The following is a 16,549-nucleotide window of genomic DNA, read 5'->3' as shown; positions in this document are numbered from 1 at the left end:
TCGTATCCGTTTCAATCGGATGCGATCTAAATAGGTCCGCAGAATGTCGAGTCAACCCCCTTCCGATTTAATCGCATGCGATCTATATTGAAGGAACGTCCGGCACCTAAGCCGCCGTCAAGGAACCGCCATGACCGCCGCCGCTCCCGTCGACCTGTCGACCCTCAAATTGTCCGATTTCCTGTGCTTCTCGATCTACTCGGCCAACCTGGCGTTCGGGCGTGCCTACAAGCCGCTGCTCGAGGAATTCGGCCTCACCTACACTCAATATATCGTGATCGTGGCGCTGTCGGAGGAGGATGGCCAGACGGTCGGCCGCCTGGGCGAGAAGCTGTTCCTCGAATCCAACACGCTCACCCCGATCCTCAAGAAGCTCGAGGCGCTTGGTTATCTGAGCCGCCGGCGTGACCCGGCTGACGAACGCCAGGTGCTGCTCAGCCTCACCGCGGCCGGGCGCGACCTGCACGAAAGGAGCCTGTGCGTGAACTTGGTCGAAGCCACGGGCCTCACCGCGGAGGAATTCCCGATCCTGCGAAAGGCGGTGGGCAGGCTGCGCGACAATCTGCTCGACGCGACACACCCCGGCGCGTGACCCCGCCGGGCGGGATCAGAGGCGGGTCGGCGGCGATGGCGGCCGCTCGATCGCGGTCACGGTCAGCTGCTGAACGCAGCCGCCTTGCGCGGTCACCCGCACCCCGCGCAGCTCGACCGTCACGGGCGGCCCGTCTGCCACGCTTACCTTGAGCCGCTGCGCCTGCGCAGGCGTCAGCGTCACCTTGGTCGCGAGTCCGGTCAGCAGCAACGGGATCGCTCGCTCGACATCGGCTGGATCGCCGCAGGTCTTGCCCACCCCGGAGGCAAGGCCGACCTGCCGTATCCAGCCGTCCGGCAACCGGTACAGCTTCGCCTCGCCCCGGTCCCCGCTGGTCGAGATGATCGTCCCGCCCGTGGCGGCATCCGGCACCATGTCGTTACGGGCCGGCTTGGCCCAGGGCGCACCGAGCCCGGCGATCGTCGCCTGAACGCCCGGGATCGTCTGGTCGAAACTCGGCTTGGGTGGCGGCCCGGCCGGCGCTTCCTCTCGCTCGGGCGCGGACCCGCAGGCCGCCAGCATCAGCATGGCGGCAAGCCCGCCGGTCGGCCGCAAGCTGCTCAATATTTCCTCCGCGTTCGCATCCGCCGACCGATAGCATGCACGCGCCACCAAAGACGAGCCGCGATCGATGCAGCAGGGTCAGCCTGGGCTGTACTCCGTCTCGCCATCAGCGCGATCGAATAGGCCCCGCTTTCATTTCCGCACGGGCTGCCGGCAGGCGGGCCCCGCTCGTCCCGCCGGTCAGCGCGTCAGCGGCAGATGCGCACCCGATACCCGTACCGCCACTCGGTCCAGCACCGCGGCCCGTACCAGCCATAGCCGCCGCGCCAACGATAAGGCCGGTAGCGGGGCCCGTCCCAGCCGCCACGATAGCCGTGCCAGCCACGGTCCCAGCCGCGGCCGCCACCTCGGCCATAGTCGCCGCGGCCGCCGTGATCATGCCAGCCACCGCCACCGTGACCACCCCATCGCTGGGCATCGGCGCTGGTACTGATAGTGAGTGAGGCAACCGCCAGCCCGGTTGCGGCAAAGACGTGTGAGATTTTCATCGTCTGGTCCTTCCTGTCCGTCGAATCGGACATGAAAAAGACTACGCTCGAAACCGAATCGGGATGCTGAATGGAGCGGTAATCTGGCGTACAGGTGGCGCGGGCCGACGCGCTATCCGCGTGGTTGCTGCTGCGTCGCGCAATGGATGCCGCCGCCCGATTCACCGATCGCGTCGATATCGAGCATCACCACCGCCCGGCCCGGATAAAGCGTCGCCAGTGTCTCGCGTGCCTCATCGTCGGCACGCTGGTCGCCGAACTGCGGCGCGATGACCGCACCGTTGCAGACATAATAATTGACATAGCTGGCGACGAAGTCCTCGCGCCGCGAGCGGATATCCTCCGGTTCGGGCAGGCGGACGATGGACAGCCGACGCCCGCGCGCGTCGGTCGCCCGTTCGAGGATGGCCAGCGTCCGGTGCGCCGACAGCGACCCCGGATCCCCGGGGTCGAGTTCGTCGTCGATCTGGATCACCACCCGGCCCGGCCCGACGAACCGCGCCAGCCCGTCGATATGATCGTCGGTGATGTCGGCGCCCTTGATGCCCGGCGCCCAGATCATCTTGCGCGCGCCCAGCGCCACGCCGAGCCGCGCTGCGATGCGGTCGGCGGAGAGCCCCGGGTTGCGATTGTCGTTCACCCAGCAACTGGCATGCGCCAGCATCGTGCCGTCGCCATCATGCTCGACGCCACCCTGCTCGCCGACCACGCCGCTGTCGACCAGCGTCAGGCCGAGCCGGGACGCGACCCGGGGCGCGACCAGCGCGTCATTGGCATGGGGCTGCTTGCCGCCCCAGCCATTGAAGCGGATATGCGCGACCGCCAGCTTGCCGTCAGCGCCGCGAACGAAAGTCGGGCCGCTGTCGCGGCACCACAAATCGTCGGTCGGGATCTCCCAGAACTCGACGCCGCCAGAAAAGGCCGGCCGCTTCAGGCCGATCGCATCGGGCGCGGCGAGCATCGCCACCGGCTCATGCTCCGCGATCGCGTTGGCGACACGGACGATCGCCGCCTGCACCCTCGCCAGGTCGCGCGCGCCATAGGTCGCGAGGGCCACCGGCCATTGCATCAGCGTCCGCAAATGCGGTTCGCTTTCGAGCGGCATCTCGTACGGCGCCGCTCCAGCCCGCACCGCGGCGGCGCAGCCGCCGCCCGGCAATCCAATGCCCATCGCTATCCCGGCCTTGAGTCCGACCCCGATCATCGTCCGTCGATCCATCAGGCGATACTGGCTGCTCCGCCAGCCGAGTCAATCTCAGCCTTTGCCGGCACCGCATCGGCGGGAGGGCGGGTCGCCGGTGCGGCGGCTTTCGATCGGCACGCTCGATTCTATTCTCGTTCCATCCGTGGCAGCCCCGGGCAATGAATAGCATCGCCTTCGGAAAATCGGCCCGCGCCGGCGCGTTGAATCAAGCCGCGCGACAGCGGAAACCAGCCCCCGCCGGGCGCGATTTTTCCGCCATTTTCCGCGCATTTTACCGCTGTTCCGCGGTAACAGGGAAAATCGAACCCAAGCCCTTGATCCGCCACACGTTTTTGAGGCCGAAAATCCAACATAACAGCGGAAGAAAAAACCAAAGCGCCGAAACGCCGGAAAACAGCGGCGAACCAGCTCGATCCGACCGCCCCGGCCGGCCCTGCGCCCGCCACCGCCCGGCCTTCTCACAGCAAAATCCCGTCCGTCCCGGCACGCGCGCCACCTCCCCCATGACGGCTCGCGAAATTCCCGCTACCCAACCGCCGATGCACGCCCCCTCCCCCGCCCCGACTCCCATGATGGCGCAGTATCTCGCGCTGAAAGCCGATGCCGCGGATTGCCTGCTCTTCTACCGCATGGGCGATTTCTTCGAGATGTTCTTCGAGGACGCGAAGATCGCCGCCGCCGTTCTCGACATCGCCCTCACCGCGCGCGGCGAGCATGATGGCGCGCCGATCCCGATGTGCGGCGTGCCGGTCCATGCGGCGGAGGGTTATCTCGCGCGACTGATCAAGGCCGGCCACCGCGTCGCCATCGCCGAACAGACCGAAAGCCCGGCCGAGGCCAGGGCGCGGATGGGCTCCAAGGCGCTGGTCTCCCGCGCGATCATCCGCGTGGTGACGGCCGGCACGCTCACCGAGGAGGCTCTGCTCGACGCCCGCACCGCCAATTGGTGCGTCGCAATCGGCGAGGTCGCGGGCGGCGTCGCCCTCGCCGCCGCCGACGTCTCGACCGGCCGGTTCGAGCTGATCGAGACCGATGCGGCAGGGCTGGGTGCCGAACTGGCCCGCCTCGCCCCCGCCGAAACCATCGCGTCCGAAACCAGCGCCCATGGCGAAACCGCGACCACGCTGCGCCCCCGCAGCGAGTTCGACACCGCCAATGGCGAGGCGCGGCTGAAGGCGCTGTTCGGTGTCGCCACGCTTGACGGCTTCGGCCAGTTCAGCCGCGCTGGTCTTGCCGCGGCCGGCGGGCTCGTCGCCTATCTCGATCACACGGCGAAGGGCTCGCTCCCTTTCCTGCGCCCGCCGCGCCTGCTCCAGGCAGCGCAGCAGATGGCGATCGACGGCGCCACCCGCGAAAGCCTTGAGCTGACCGCGACCGCCGCCGGCCAGCGCAAGGGCAGCCTGCTCGACTCGGTCGACCGCACCGTCACCGGCGCCGGGGCCCGCGCGCTTGCGGCCGATATCGGCGCGCCCCTGGTCGATCGCGCCCGCATCGAGGCCCGGCTCGATCTCGTGCAGCTGCTCCATGACGATAGCGGCCTGCGCGAGGCGCTTCGTTCCACGCTCCGCAGCCTGCCCGATGTCGGCCGCGCGCTCGGCCGCCTCGCCGCCGGGCGTGGTTCTCCGCGCGATCTCGGCCAGCTTCGCGACGGGCTCGACGGCGCGTGGAAACTCGGCGAGCGGCTCGACAGGATCGACCAGCCCCCCGCCCTGCTCGCCGAGCTTGCCCCGCAACTGCGCGGCCATGGCGGGCTGATCGACCTGCTGTCCCGCGCTCTCGTCCCCTCGCCGCCGATCGACGCCTCGGCCGGGGGCTATATCGCCGAGGGTTATGACACCGCGCTCGACGACCTGCGCGATGCAGGCGCCGGCGGCAGGCGGGCCATCGCCGCGCTCGAGGCGGAATTCCGCACCACCACCGGCGTCTCGGCGCTCAAGATCCGCCATAACGGCGTGCTCGGCTATCATATCGAGGTCCCGGCCCGCGCCGCCGATCCGCTGATGAAGGCCGACAGCGGCTTCACTCACCGCCAGACGCTCGCCGGCGTGGTCCGCTTCAACGCCCCCGCGCTGCACGACGTCGCGGTGAAAGTGACTCAGGCCGGCGCCCACGCCATTGCCGCCGAGGCCGCCCATCTCGAAGACCTCACCACCGCCGCGCTCGACCGCCGCGAACCGATCGCCGCGACCGCCGACGCGCTTGCCCGGCTCGACGTCGCCGCCGGCCTCGCGGAGCGCGCCGCCGAGGGCGGCTGGACCCGCCCGACCCTGGTCGAGCATAGCTGTTTCGAGATCGAGGGCGGCCGCCACCCGGTGGTCGAGAACGCGCTCGCGGGGCGCGGCGAGCGCTTCGTCGCGAACGATTGCAGGCTCTCCGAGGACTCCCGGCTCTGGCTGGTGACGGGCCCGAACATGGGCGGCAAATCGACCTTCCTGCGCCAGAACGCGCTGATCGCGGTGCTCGCCCAGGCCGGTGCCTATGTCCCCGCCACATCAGCGAAGCTCGGCCTGGTCGATCGCCTGTTCAGCCGGGTCGGCGCCTCGGACAATCTCGCAAGAGGCCGCTCGACCTTCATGGTCGAGATGGTCGAGACCGCCGCGATCCTGGCGCAGGCGACCCCGCGAAGCTTCGTCATCCTCGACGAGGTCGGGCGCGGCACCTCGACCTATGACGGTCTCGCCATCGCCTGGGCGGTGGTCGAGGCAATCCATGAGGACAATCGCTGCCGCTGCCTGTTCGCCACGCACTATCACGAGCTCACCCGACTGGCGGAACGCTGCGACGCGCTCACCCTCCACCATGTCCGCGCGCGCGAATGGAAGGGCGATCTGGTCCTGCTGCACGAGGTGAGCGAAGGCCCGGCGGACCGCAGCTACGGCCTCGCGGTGGCGCGGCTGGCGGGTCTGTCCCCGGTCACGATCGCCCGGGCCAAGGCGGTCCTCGCCAAGCTTGAGGCCGGCCGCGCCAAGACCGGCGGCATCGCGGCCGGGCTGGACGACCTGCCCCTGTTCGCCTCGGTCACGGCCGAGGTGGAGGAAGAGACCGACCTGCTGAAGGCGGAGGTGGAGAAGATCGACGTGGATGCACTGACGCCGCGAGAGGCCCTGGACGTGCTGTATCGGCTGAAGGCGCTGGCGAAGGAGTCGTGAGCGAAGCGATCCTCTTCCTCCCTCTCCCCCTGTGGGAGAGGGAAGGGGCCCATCGCATAGCGATGGGAAGGGTGAGGGGGACACTCGTTAGTGTCCCGAACCTCACTCCCCCTCATCCGGCGCTTCGCGCCACCAGTTTTGTCGACCATCGGGTAAAACATGCCCCCGGCATGTTTTAGAAACGCCCGGGGGGCGTTTCGACCCGGTGTTCGTCAAAACTCCCACAGGGGGAGAAGGAAAGAAGGCGCCGCAACGCGCGTGACGCCACCCTTCGAAACCCCTATCTCCCGATCATGACAGGCCGCTTCGACTCCCTCCCGCACCGCCGCGCGATCATCGATCGCCGCTTGCTTGCCGATGCGCTTGCCGCGCTTGAGGGCGAGGACAAGCTCGCGCTGCGCCGCGCCGCGACCGACATCCTCAAGACAGCGCTCGACGCAGGTCGCGGCGAGATCGCCGGCCGCCTCATCGAGCATCCCTCGCGGGGACTTGAGGCAGCCGCCGCCCAGGCCTTCCTCACCGACCAGCTTCTTCGCCTGCTCTACGACTTCACCGTCACCCGCCTCTACCGCCTGAGCAACCCGACCGCGGCCGAACGCCTCACCCTGATCGCCGTCGGTGGGTATGGGCGCGGCGAGATGGCGCCTTATTCGGACATCGATATCGGTTTCCTCACCCCCTGGAAGCAGACCGGCTGGGCCGAGCAGGTAATCGAGACCATGCTCTACGCGCTGTGGGATCTCGGGCTGAAGGTCGGCCACAGCAGCCGCTCGCTCGACGAAATGGTCCGCCAGTCCAAGAGCGACGTGACGATCCGCACCGCCCTGCTCGAGGCACGCTATGTTTGGGGCGACATGGCGCTTTATGACGAGGCGGCGGCGAAGTTCCACGCCGAGGTTCAGGCCGGCACCGCGCGAACCTTCATCACCGAAAAGCTTGCCGAGCGCGAGGTGCGCCACCGCAAGATGGGTGACACGCGCTATGTCGTGGAGCCCAATGTGAAGGAGGCGAAGGGAGGCCTGCGCGATCTCCACACACTCTTCTGGATCGGCAAATACGCCTATAATGTTCGCGAGCCGGCGCAGCTTGTCGAGGCCGACCTGCTCAGCCGCGCGGAATACCGGTTGTTCCACCGCGCCGAGAATTTCCTCTGGGCGGTGCGCTGCCACCTCCACAGCATCGCCGGCCGGGCCGAGGACCGGCTGACCTTCGACCTGCAACGCGAGATCGCCGAGCGGATGCGCTTCGCCGACCGGCCGGGCAAGTCGAGCGTCGAGCGTTTCATGCAGTATTATTTCCTGCAGGCGAAGACGGTGGGCGACCTGACCGGCGTCTTCCTGGCGCATCTCGACGAGAAGTTCGCCGCGCGCGGGCGCCGTTTCGGCTTCCCGACGCTCCGCCGCGCGCCGGGCAAGCTCAACGGCTTCACCATCGACCGCGGCCGGCTCGCCTTGCCTTCCGACGACTTCCTCCAGAAGAAGCCGGTCCGCCTGATCGAGATGTTCGCGCTGGCCGACAGGCACGGCATGGAGATCCACCCGCTGGCGATGCGCGCGGCCGCGCGCGACGCGAAGCTTGCCGACGACATCCGGCGGGATCCGCAGGCCAATGCGCTGTTCCTCGACGTGCTGACCTCCCCGCGCGATCCGGAGACAGTGCTGCGCTGGATGAACGAGGCCGGGGTGTTCGGCCGCTTCGTGCCCGATTTCGGCAAGGTCGTGGCGCAGATGCAGTTCGACATGTATCACCATTACACAGTCGACGAGCATACCATCCGCGCCATCGGCCTGCTCGCGAAGATCGAGCGCGGCGAGCTCAACGAAGATCATCCGCTCTCCGCCGCGATCATGAAGCAGATCGTCTCACGCCGCGTGCTCTATGTCGCCGTGCTGCTCCACGACATTGCCAAGGGTCGCGGCGGCGATCATTCGATCCTTGGCGCGGAGGTCGCGCACCGGCTCTGCCCGCGCTTCGGCCTGAATGCCGCGGAAACCGAGACGGTCGCCTGGCTGGTGCGCTGGCACCTGCTGATGTCGGCCACCGCCTTCAAGCGCGACCTGTCGGACTTCAAGACCATCCTGGATTTCTGCGAAATCGTGCAGAGTCCCGAACGCCTTCGCCTCCTGCTGGCCCTGACCGTGGTCGACATCCGCGCGGTCGGTCCAGGCGTGTGGAACGGCTGGAAGCGCCAGCTCCTTTCCGACCTCTATGAATCGGCGGAGGAAGTGCTCCGGCTCGGCCACAAGCAGAAGGGCCGCAGCGAACGCATCGCCGCCAAGCAGGAAACGTTGCAGGCAGCGCTCGGCTGGGACGATGCCCGCTTCGCCGCGCTGGTGAAGCGCCTGCCCGAACCCTATTGGGTCGCCGAGCCCGAGGATGTGCTGGTCCGCAATGCGCGCGTGATCGAGGAAGCCGGTTCGGCCCAGCTCTTCATCGCGGCGCAGGTCTATCCGGAACGCGGCGCGACCCTCGTCACCGTCTATGCCGCCGACCATCCCGGCCTGTTCTATCGCATCGCCGGCGCGATCAGCGTGGCGGGCGGCAACATCATCGACGCGCGAATCCACACCACGCGCGACGGCATGGCGCTCGACAATTTCCTCGTGCAGGATCCGGTCGGCCGACCGTTCGACGACATCGGCCAGCTCGGGCGGCTGAAGAGCGCGATCGAGGATGCGCTGGCCAACCGCTCGAAGCTCGCCGACCGGCTGATGGCCAAGCCGCTGCCGCGCACCCGCGCCGAGGCGTTCGACATCGCGCCGAACGTGCTGATCGACAACCGCGCCTCGAACCGCTTCACCGTGATCGAGGTCAACGCGCGCGACCGGCCGGCGCTGCTGCACCAGCTTGCCCATGCGCTGTTCCAGTCGAAGGTGACGATCCACTCGGCGCATGTCGCCACCTATGGCGAGCGCGCGGTCGACACTTTCTACCTGACCGACCTGACCGGCGACAAGATCGCTGGCGGCCTTCGCCTCAAGGCAATCGAAAAACGCCTGCTCGAAGCGGCGGCAGGCACACCGATGCAGGAAGCCGCATGATCTGACACAGGAGAGTCTTATGCCGGTATTGGGAATTGGCGGCCTGTTCTTTCGCGCGACCGATCCGGACGCGCTTTCGGCCTGGTATCGCGAGCATCTGAACGTCGGCGCCGGCTGCGTCGCGCCCGATCAGGGCGCCCCCGACGAATGGGCGTGGAAGGCAACCGGCGGCCCGGTCATCTTCGCGCCGTTCAAGGCCGACACCGATTATTTCGCCGCCGACCGCCAATGGATGATCAACCTGCGGGTCAGCGACCTCGATTCGCTGCTCGAACAGCTCAACGCAGCCGGCATCGAGATCATCACCAAGCCTGAATGGAACGACCCGTCGGTCGGCCAGTTCGCCCGGATCCACGATCCCGAAGGCAATGCGATCGAGTTGTGGGAATCGCCGGCCTGATTCAAACCGGTGCCATATCCTTATACTCACCCGCTCCACGCGAACTGAAGGGCAGCGCCCGACCCGAAGGATCGGATCGGGCGCCTCCGATCAGAAGCGCTTGCGCAACGTCACGCCATAGGTGCGCGGCTCGGCAAGGAAGGCGGAGAAGATCTGGTTGCCCACCGCGAAGCTCGGAGCGCCGAACTTCTGAACCTGGGACTGCGATCCGGCGCCCTGGAACGGAGCATTGAACGCGACCTGGGTGTAGTTGGTGTTGAGCAGGTTCTGCGCCCAGAATTCCAGGCTCCAGTTCTGGTCCTTCCCGCGAAGACCGACACGGGCGTTCATCAGGAAATAGCTGTCCTGTTCCTTCTCGACGAACAGGTCGGACCCGGTGTTGTAGTCGGAGCTCAGGCGGCCATCGACATAGAACAGGGCCGACAGCCCGCTCGTCCCGATATCCGGCGTCCAGCTGGTCGACATCGTCACGACGTTGCGCGGCGCGTTCGACATCTGCTGACCCGGCAGCAATGCGAGGAACGGATCGAGCGCCTCGCCGGCTTCGCTGCCGACCAGGTTGTGGCGATATTTGGTGTCGGCCAGCGTATAGCCAAGGTTCACCGCGAAGTTGCGCGCCGGATACAGCCCCGCCTCGATCTCGATACCTTGGGACAGTACACCGTACTTGACGCCGGCGGTGCAGGCCCCGGTCGCGGCGCTGTTGTCCCCGTCCGCCCCGTTCAGGCTCGCTTTGCACGACCCGATATTCTGGACGATGTAGTTGGTGCCGTTGAAGGTATTGAGCTGGAAGTTGCTGAACTCCTGACGGAAACCCGCGACGTTCAGCGTGAACTTGCGCGAGCTGTACTTGAAACCGACCTCGTAGGAATTGACCGTCTCCGGATCGAAGCGAAGCAGCGCAGCATTCGGGTTCGCCGCAGTCGACGCCAGATAGGCCGGGCCGAGGTCCGAACGATCGAGGTTGTAGCCGCCCGCCTTGTAGCCGCGCGAATAGCTCGCATAGACCATCAGCCCGTCGACCGGCTTGTACGAGATCACGCCGGTGCCGGTGAGCTCGCCCTCGCTCAGGCTGTCGCTGATCGTCTTGCCGCTCAGCGCCGCCGTCGAGTTGCCGGTGCAGCCGAGCGTGATGATGCCCGCCGCGGTGGAGGCAAGCGCCGGGTTGGCCAGCAGGCCGCCAAGGCCACCCTGCGCCGTGCCTGCCTGAAGCGCGCCGCAGATGGTGTTGTTGTTCTGGAAGGTGGCGTTGAAGTCCTTCTTCTCATGTGTGTAGCGCAGGCCGGCCGTGATGCTCAACCGGTCGGTGAGCTTGAAGATATTGTGGGTGAAGACAGCGAAATTCTCGCTCCGCTGGTTATAGACGTCGCGGGTGGTGCCCAGGTCGTTCAGCGTGCTGAGACGGTTGAGGTTGGCGATGACCAGCGGCGCGGCGGCGCCGAGCGCCCCGTTCACCGCGGCGATCCCGATCGGGCTGAGGCAGCCCGGGGCAGCCGGATTGCGCAGCGCGGCGGACGGGCTGATGCCAGAGACGACGCGGCAGGCAGCGAAAGCGCCGTACTGCGTGCCGAATTTGAGGTTGTCGACGACCTGAAGGTCCTCGCGGCTGTAATAGCCGCCGATCAGCCAGTCGAGCTTGTCACCGAAAGCCGAACCGTTGAGCCGCAGCTCCTGGCTGAAGGTGTGGAACTGCCGATAATTGTTGCCGTCGGCCGGGCGGTAGCCAATGTCGAGGCTGCCATAGTCGATGTCCGACGCGCCGCCCGCCTTGTACTCGCGATACGCGGTGATCGAGGTCAGCGAGGCCCCACCGAAATTCCAGTCGATCTGCGCCGACCCGCCATAATCCTTGGTGACGTTGCTATAGGCGCGGCCGGGGCTGTTCGCGATGCGGCGGTTATAGGGATCATCGGCGCTCGGGAAGACGGCACCCATGCTCTTCATGATGTCGACGATGCGGTTGGTCGGCGAGACGGCATAGTCGCCCGGGACACCCGGGGTCGGATCGACCTTCTCGCGCAGGTCGACATAGACAGCGCCGCAGCACTTCTCGTTGCGATAGGTATAGTCGCCGATCAGCCGTACCGACAGGTCGGAACTCGGCTGGAACAGCAGCTGGCCGCGTACGAAATAACGGTCGCGATTGTTGTAGTCGGTCTTGTTAACCGTGTCGTAGTAGAAGCCGTCGCGCTTGCCGTAGACGCCGTCGAGGCGGAAGGCGAGCGTGCCGGTGATCGGCCCGGTGACCGCGCCGGCGACCCGGATATTGTTGTAGTTGCCATAGCTCGCCTCGCCATAGCCGCCGAAATCGAAGGACGGCGCCTTGGTGATGACGTTGATCAGGCCGGCGCTCGCGTTGCGGCCGAACAGGGTGCCCTGCGGTCCGCGCAGCACTTCGATCCGGTCGACCTCGCCGATATCGTTGAGGCCCGAGCCGGTGCGGCTGCGATAGACGCCGTCGATGAACACCGCGACCGAGCTTTCCAGGCCGGGATTGTCGCCGACCGTGCCAATGCCGCGGACGCGAGCCGACGCATTGGCCTCGCTGCCGGTGGAGGAAACCAGCAGCGATGGCGTGAGCTGCGCCAGCGCGCGAATATCGGTCGCGCCCGAATTCTGAAGCGCCTGCTGGCTGACCGCGGAAACGGCGATCGGCACCTCGGACAAGCGCTCGGCGCGACGCGTCGCAGTGACGATGATGTCGGAGCCGCTTTCATCCGCGGCGGCGGTATCGTGCGAGGCGGACTGGGCTTCCTGCTGAGGAGCCGGCGCGTCCTGCGCAAAGGCGGGTACGGTGAATGCAATGGCAGCTACAGACCACAGATACGCGGATTTACGCATTATGACATTCTCTCCGATTTTATTTTTTGAGTATTGGGTATCCTCTCGAATAGCCGTAGCGAGCCATTCGTCCATAGGCAGAAAGCCTGTGGCCGGGGTTTTTTGAATAGCTGTGATGCTGAGACGCAACAAAGGGACCGAACCGGCCCCATTGACCGGCAGCCTGACGCTACGGAATACTTGGATTAGGCGAAGCCGCCCGGAGAATTCCGCGACGACGCCGTCGCCGCGGAAAAAATCGTGTTTCTGCTATGTTACTTGGGCGCGAGGACCATCAGCATCTGGCGGCCTTCCATGCGCGGATAGGCCTCGACCTTGGCGGTCTCGACCACATCGGCCTGGACGCGCTGGAGCAATGCCATGCCGAGCTGCCCATGGCTGAGCTCGCGGCCACGGAACCGGAGGGTGATCTTGACCTTGTCGCCTTCGCCGATGAACTCGATCACCTTCTTCATCTTGGTGTCGTAGTCGTGATCGTCGATGTTCGGACGCATCTTGATCTCCTTGATCTCCTGCGTCTTCTGCGACTTGCGCGCGAGGTTCGCCTTTTTCTGCGCCTCGTACTTGAACTTGCCGACGTCGAGGAACTTCGCGACGGGCGGATCCGCGTTGGGCGACACTTCTACAAGGTCGAGCCCGACACTCTGCGCCTGCTCCATCGCTTCACGGGTGTACATGACACCGAGGTTCTCGCCGTCCTGATCGATCACGCGGACCTTGGGCGAGACAATGAATTCGTTGAAGCGCGGGCCGTTCATCGGCACGGGCGCCCCTTGGGGACGCCGGATCATGGGAGGACGGATAGGTACTGCTCCTTGGTGGTTGGACAGTGCGATATAGTGATTTTTCGCGTGTTGGGGAAGATGCCCCCGGCTTTCGCCGGGAACAGCTCGAAGATCGGCTTAGAGATCGGGTGGGGTCGCCCCCTTCTTCAGCATGACGATCGCCTCATCGAGGCTCAACATCTGCTGCCGGTCACTGCCGAGCTGGCGCAGCGCGACCGTCCCTTCCTCCGCCTCGCGCTTGCCGACGACGAGCAGGTTGGGGACCTTGGCGAGGCTGTGCTCGCGTACCTTGTAGTTGATCTTCTCGTTGCGCAGATCGGTCTCGACACGCAGGCCCGCCGCCGCCAGCTTCGCCGTGACCTCCTTCGCATAATCGTCAGCGTCGGACACGATCGTGGCGACCACCGCCTGCACCGGCGCGAGCCAGAGCGGGAAGCGGCCGGCATGATGCTCGATCAGGATGCCGATGAAGCGTTCGAACGTGCCGAGGATCGCGCGGTGGAGCATCACCGGGCGGTGGCGATTGCCGTCCTCGCCGACATAGCTGGCGTCGAGTCGGTCGGGCAGCACGCGGTCCGACTGAATCGTGCCGACCTGCCAGGTACGGCCGATCGCGTCGGTCAGGTGGAACTCAAGCTTCGGCGCATAAAAGGCTCCCTCGCCGGGCAACTCCTCGAACTTCGCCTTGATCGTCTCGCTCAGCGTCGACTCTACGACCGCCTGGCGCAGCTCCGCCTCGGCGCGATCCCACATCTCGTCGGTGCCGAAGCGCTTATCCGGGCGAAGCGCGAGCTTCACCGCATAATCCTCAAAGCCGAGATCGCGATAGACGCTGTCGAGCAACTCGCAGAAATTGCGCACTTCCTCGATCAGTTGGTCCTCGCGCACGAAGATATGCGCGTCGTCTTGGGTGAACTGGCGCACACGCATGATGCCGTGCAGCGCGCCGTGCGGCTCGTTGCGGTGGCAGCAGCCGAACTCGGCCATGCGGATCGGCAGATCGCGATAGCTCTTGATACCCTGGCGGAAGATCAGGACATGCGCCGGGCAATTCATCGGCTTCAGCGCCATCAGGTCGGATTTGCCCGACAGGATCGGCACCTCGTCATCAGTCGAGGGAATCTCGTCCGGCACGACGAACATGTTCTCGCGGTACTTGCCCCAGTGCCCGGACTGCTCCCACTGGCGCGCGTCCATCAATTGCGGCGTCTTGACCTCGGCATATCCAGCCGCGTCGAGCCGGCGGCGCATATAGGCCTCGAGCTGGCGCCACAGGATATAGCCCTTGGGATGCCAGAACACCGATCCCTGCGCCTCGGACTGGAGGTGGAACAGGTCCATCTCCTGGCCGATCTTGCGATGGTCGCGCTTGGCCGCCTCCTCCAGGCGGAAGAGATGCTGGTCGAGCTGCTTCTTGTTGAGCCAGCCGGTCCCGTAGATCCGGCTGAGCATCGCGTTGTTCTGGTCGCCGCGCCAATAGGCGCCCGAGACGCGCGTCAGCTTGAACGCCTGGGGATCGAGCTTGCCGGTCGAGGCGAGATGCGGGCCACGGCACATGTCGAGCCAGTCGCCACCCGACCAATAGACCGTCAGCTCCTCATGCTCGGGCAATTCGGCGGCCCATTCGGCCTTGAAGCTCTCGCCCTGCTCGCGCCAGCGCTGGATGAGCTGCTCACGGCTCCACACCTCACGGCGCAGCGGCTTGTCGGCGGCGATGATCCTGCGCATCTCCGCCTCGATCGCCGGGAGATCCTCCTCGGTGAAAGGCCGGTCCTTCGGCGCGAAGTCGTAATAGAAGCCGTCGTCCGTCGAAGGGCCGAAGGTGATCTGCGTCCCGGGGAACAGCGCCTGCACTGCCTCCGCCAGCACATGCGCAAAATCGTGGCGGGCAAGCTCAAGCGCGTCCGCCTCGTCACGACCGGTCACCAGCGCGAGGTTCGAATCGCCCTCGAACGGGCGCATGATGTCGCGCAGATCGCCATCGACGCGCGCGGCGATCGCCGCCTTGGCGAGGCCCGGACCGATCGCCGCGGCGATGTCCGCCGGGGTAGTCCCCGGGGCTACCTCACGGACGGAACCGTCGGGCAGCGTTATGCGGAACATCTCGGACATGACGAAATCGGTACTTTCTGTGCTGATGGAAGAAGCGCGGGCTTATGCACGCGTGACCTATATAGGCAAGTCAGAGGGCGATTCTTAGCATCAGTTCGGCGGCATCAATCAACGCCTTGCGTTCTTCGCTGGAAAGCCGCTCGCCGATCCGGTCGGCCAGCCAGCGCCGCCGTTCCTGCATCGCCCCGCGCAACGCCTTGCGCCCCTTCACCGTGATCGAGATCACCAGATTGCGCCGGTCCCCCCGGTCGGGCGCACGCTCGATCATGCCATTCTCCTCCATGGCAGCGAGCAGGCGGGTCAGCGATTGCGGCTTCAGTCCTTCCGCCTCGGCCAGCGCAACGCCCGGCATCGGCCCCTCGCGATACAATGCCGCCAGCAGGCCGATCATGCCGGCGCTGAGTCCGCCGGGCGGCGCCTCGGTCCGCAATCGGCGACCCAGCCGGGACACCGCCCGGACGATCAGGGCGATATCGGAATCGCGATGGAGCTGGCTCGACATAATGATACGCATAGCGTATTAATTTACCAATTCAAACCGGAAGATGGAGTCGTGATGACCAGGCTGACGGCGATCCTGCCCTGCAACGATCTCGATGCGTCCGAGGCGTTCTATAACCGGCTCGGTTTCTTCCAGGAGGAGGCGAGCAAGAACGAACATGACGGGTATCGCATGCTTTCCGATGGACGCGGCGGCGACATCCACCTGACGGACGCGGTCGAGGGCTGGCTGATCAAGGGACAGAACCCGTTCGGCCTGTATCTCTATACCAAGGATGTCGACGCCTTCGCCGCGCGTTTCCCTGGCGAGATCCTCGAAAAGACCGGCCCCACCCACAAGCCCTGGGGCATGTACGAATTCGCGCTGAGCGACCCCGACGAGACGCTGGTGCGGATCGGCTGGCCAAGCCGGTTGATGGCATGAGCATGGAGACCGAGGGGCCGGGCATGCGCGACTTCATCATGCTGATGCACGACGACACGGTCGACGCACTGCCTCCAGACATGTGGCCTCCCTATCTGGCAGCCCTGCGCGCGCTGGGGATATTCGACGGGGGCAGCTCGATCGGAACCGGCGACACGTTCCGCAAGCAGGGCGCGCCCGGGGTCATGAGCCGCCATCTCGGCGGGTATATTCGGGTGCGGGCGGAGAATCTGGCGTCGGCCCGCGCGCTGCTGGCGGGCAATCCCGTCTTCGAATGCGGCGGCACGGTCGAGATCCGCGAATTGCCGCGCGATTGAGCCACCCGAAAGCGGACTGTCCGGAAGCGCAAAAAGCCGCCAACGGCCGAGCGATTTTGTGGATTGACCGTCCATCTGGTGGAGACCGCAATCGAGTCGCCATGGGAGCGAAGTCGTATACATTGGCGATC

Annotated in this window: 13 protein-coding genes; 6 read left to right on the top strand and 7 right to left on the bottom strand. The window is 66.1% G+C overall.

Going from position 1 to position 16,549, the window contains the following annotated elements; all coding sequences use genetic code 11:
• Positions 1–130: 130 nt before the first annotated feature.
• On the top strand, positions 131–592 hold the full coding sequence (locus tag NDN01_RS01125; protein ID WP_272625305.1) for a MarR family winged helix-turn-helix transcriptional regulator: 462 nt from the start codon (positions 131–133) through the stop codon (positions 590–592).
• 15 nt (positions 593–607) lie between these two features.
• On the opposite strand, the gene NDN01_RS01120 is transcribed toward NDN01_RS01125, so the two are convergent.
• From NDN01_RS01120 to NDN01_RS01110, 3 genes are all read right to left on the bottom strand, one after another.
• Positions 608–1,156 carry a hypothetical protein gene (locus tag NDN01_RS01120; protein ID WP_272625304.1) on the bottom strand — a complete coding sequence of 183 codons (549 nt, stop codon included), beginning with the start codon at positions 1,154–1,156 and terminating at the stop codon, positions 608–610.
• A 188-nt stretch (positions 1,157–1,344) separates the two neighbouring features.
• Positions 1,345–1,644, bottom strand: coding sequence for a hypothetical protein (locus NDN01_RS01115; RefSeq protein WP_272625303.1), 300 nt, complete (start codon positions 1,642–1,644; stop codon positions 1,345–1,347).
• 112 nt (positions 1,645–1,756) lie between these two features.
• The gene (locus NDN01_RS01110) at positions 1,757–2,848 is read right to left on the bottom strand and encodes an agmatine deiminase family protein (RefSeq protein WP_272625302.1); all 1,092 of its coding nucleotides are present in this window, start codon (positions 2,846–2,848) and stop codon (positions 1,757–1,759) included.
• 569 nt (positions 2,849–3,417) lie between these two features.
• Between NDN01_RS01110 and mutS the strand changes: the two genes are divergently transcribed.
• The 3 genes from mutS to NDN01_RS01095 all read left to right on the top strand — a co-directional run bounded on the left by mutS (position 3,418) and on the right by NDN01_RS01095 (position 9,438).
• Positions 3,418–5,997 carry a DNA mismatch repair protein MutS gene (mutS, locus tag NDN01_RS01105; RefSeq protein ID WP_272628441.1) on the top strand — a complete coding sequence of 860 codons (2,580 nt, stop codon included), beginning with the start codon at positions 3,418–3,420 and terminating at the stop codon, positions 5,995–5,997.
• Positions 5,998–6,290: 293 nt separating this feature from the next.
• Positions 6,291–9,038, top strand: coding sequence for a [protein-PII] uridylyltransferase (locus tag NDN01_RS01100; protein ID WP_272625301.1), 2,748 nt, complete (start codon positions 6,291–6,293; stop codon positions 9,036–9,038).
• 19 nt (positions 9,039–9,057) lie between these two features.
• Positions 9,058–9,438, top strand: coding sequence for a VOC family protein (locus NDN01_RS01095; protein ID WP_272625300.1), 381 nt, complete (start codon positions 9,058–9,060; stop codon positions 9,436–9,438).
• Positions 9,439–9,528: 90 nt separating this feature from the next.
• Here the strand turns inward: NDN01_RS01095 and NDN01_RS01090 are convergent, their stop codons facing one another.
• The 4 genes from NDN01_RS01090 to NDN01_RS01075 form a co-directional block, all read right to left on the bottom strand.
• Positions 9,529–12,279 (bottom strand): TonB-dependent receptor, encoded by a 2,751-nt coding sequence (locus tag NDN01_RS01090; protein ID WP_272625299.1) that lies wholly within the window; start codon positions 12,277–12,279, stop codon positions 9,529–9,531.
• 254 nt (positions 12,280–12,533) lie between these two features.
• Positions 12,534–13,070 carry a translation initiation factor IF-3 gene (gene infC, locus NDN01_RS01085; protein ID WP_272625298.1) on the bottom strand — a complete coding sequence of 179 codons (537 nt, stop codon included), beginning with the start codon at positions 13,068–13,070 and terminating at the stop codon, positions 12,534–12,536.
• Between the two features lie 111 nt (positions 13,071–13,181).
• A complete protein-coding gene (thrS, locus tag NDN01_RS01080) occupies positions 13,182–15,176 on the bottom strand; it encodes a threonine--tRNA ligase (protein WP_272625297.1) in 1,995 nt (664 codons plus the stop codon).
• Positions 15,177–15,246: 70 nt separating this feature from the next.
• Complete coding sequence (locus NDN01_RS01075) at positions 15,247–15,690, bottom strand: MarR family winged helix-turn-helix transcriptional regulator (protein WP_272625296.1); 444 nt, start codon at positions 15,688–15,690, stop codon at positions 15,247–15,249.
• 42 nt (positions 15,691–15,732) lie between these two features.
• On the opposite strand from NDN01_RS01075, the gene NDN01_RS01070 reads away from it, so the two are divergent.
• Together NDN01_RS01070 and NDN01_RS01065 are read left to right on the top strand one after the other, a co-directional pair.
• A complete protein-coding gene (locus NDN01_RS01070; protein ID WP_272625295.1) occupies positions 15,733–16,101 on the top strand; it encodes a VOC family protein in 369 nt (122 codons plus the stop codon).
• The gene (locus NDN01_RS01065) at positions 16,098–16,418 is read left to right on the top strand and encodes a hypothetical protein (protein WP_272625294.1); all 321 of its coding nucleotides are present in this window, start codon (positions 16,098–16,100) and stop codon (positions 16,416–16,418) included. Before NDN01_RS01070 ends, NDN01_RS01065 begins: the two co-directional genes overlap by 4 nt.
• Positions 16,419–16,549: the final 131 nt, after the last annotated feature.

Origin of the sequence: Sphingomonas sp. QA11 (assembly GCF_028473665.1) — a bacterium.
GTDB classification, from domain to species: Bacteria; Pseudomonadota; Alphaproteobacteria; order Sphingomonadales; family Sphingomonadaceae; genus Sphingomonas; species Sphingomonas phytovorans.
This window is presented reverse-complemented; position numbering and strand designations above follow the sequence as displayed.